Annotated in this window: 1 protein-coding gene and 1 pseudogene; both read left to right on the top strand. The window is 71.5% G+C overall.

Going from position 1 to position 1,527, the window contains the following annotated elements; all coding sequences use genetic code 11:
* Positions 1 to 3: 3 nt before the first annotated feature.
* Positions 4 to 261: pseudogene (locus ACFPZI_RS13940) on the top strand (AMP-binding enzyme); the annotation flags it as partial.
* Positions 262 to 363: 102 nt separating this feature from the next.
* Positions 364 to 1,527 (top strand): condensation domain-containing protein (locus tag ACFPZI_RS13935; RefSeq protein WP_381362974.1); only part of this gene is annotated, 1,164 nt, incomplete at its 3' end.

Here is a 1,527-nt window from a genome sequence, read left to right as displayed (position 1 = left end):
CGGATCGACGACCAGGTCAAGATACGCGGTTTCCGCATCGAACTCGGCGAGATCGAGACCGCGTTGATCCGTCATCCGTCGGTGGCCCAGGCCGCCGTGACGGTGCGCGAGGACCGGCCCGGTGACCAGCGTCTGGTGGCCTACGTCGTGCCGTCCGCGGGCCATGGAAGCGTTCCGCCGTTGCGGGACTGGCTCGGTGACTTCCTGCCGGGGCACATGATTCCCGCGGCTCAGGTCACGATGGAGTGTCTGCCGCTGACTGCGAACGGCAAGCTCGACCGGAAGGCGTTGCCCTCGCCCGCCCACGACCAGACGGTGACGGGCCGCCGTCCCCGCGGTCCCCGGGAGGAGCTGTTGTGCGGGTTGTTCGCCGAGGTGCTGGGTGTGGCGTCGGTGGGTATCGACGACGGGTTCTTCGAGTTGGGTGGGGACAGCATTCTGTCGATCCAGTTGGTGTCGCGTGCTCGTCGGGCGGGTGCGGTGTTGTCGGTGCGGGAGGTGTTCGAGCACCAGAGTGTGGCCGGGTTGGCGCAGGTGGCGGACTGGTCGGGTCGGGGGCGGGATGCCGGTGTGGTCGATGAGCCGGTGGGGGTGTTCGCGGGGCTGCCGATCGTGTCGTGGCTGGCGGAGCGGGGCGGTGACTGGCGGGGGTTCAATCAGTCGCAGGTGGTGCGGACGCCGGCCGGGCTGAGTGAGGCGGCGTTGTGTGCCGGGCTGCAGGCGGTGCTGGATCACCATGACGGGCTGCGGTTGCGGGTGGTGGACGCGTCGGTCTCGCCGGTGGAGGTCGAGGTGCTGCCGGTCGGTGGTGTGCCGGCCGCCGGGTGTCTGGTCCGGGTGGATGCCGTGGGGTGTGTGGGCGAGGAGCGGTGGCGTGCGCTGGTGGGTGAGGAGGCGGTGCGGGCCCGGGAGGGGCTGGATCCGGCGGCGGGGGTGATGGTGCGGCTGGTGTGGCTGGATCGTGGGCCGTTGGAGTGGGGTGCGTTGGTGGTGGTGGCGCATCACCTGGTGGTGGACGGGGTGTCCTGGCGGGTGCTGCTGCCGGATCTGGCGGAGGCGGTGACCGGCGCCGGCTCGGGTGGGGTGCTGGCTCCGGTGGGGACGTCGGTGCGGCGGTGGTCGTCGGAGGTGGCGCGGCAGGCGCTCTCGTCCGGGCGGGCGGCGGAGTTGCCGTGGTGGCAGTCGGTGCTGGCACAGCGGACTGCGGTCGCCGACGGCGAACTCGACCCCGCACGGGACATGCACGGGAGTGCGGGTTCGTATGCGATCGCGTTGTCGCCGGAGGTTTCCCGGGTCGTGCTGGCCGAGACGGCCGGGCTGTTCAACGCGGGCCTCGACGATGTGCTGCTGGCGGGTCTTGCGCTGGCGCTGTCACGGTGGGCCTCCCGGAGCGGCGACGGGGACGGCTGGGTGCTGGATCTGGAGGGGCACGGCCGTGACGAGGAACTGCTGCCGGGTGCGGATCTGTCGCGCACGGTCGGCTGGTTCACCTCGATGTATCCGGTGCGGGTGGATGCCGGTCCCGCG

The organism is Streptomyces chlorus, from assembly GCF_042655885.1.
In the GTDB taxonomy this organism is placed as follows: domain Bacteria; phylum Actinomycetota; class Actinomycetes; order Streptomycetales; family Streptomycetaceae; genus Streptomyces; species Streptomyces chlorus.
The sequence above is the reverse complement of the archived record's forward strand: the minus strand, read 5'-3'. Positions and strand labels throughout refer to the sequence as shown.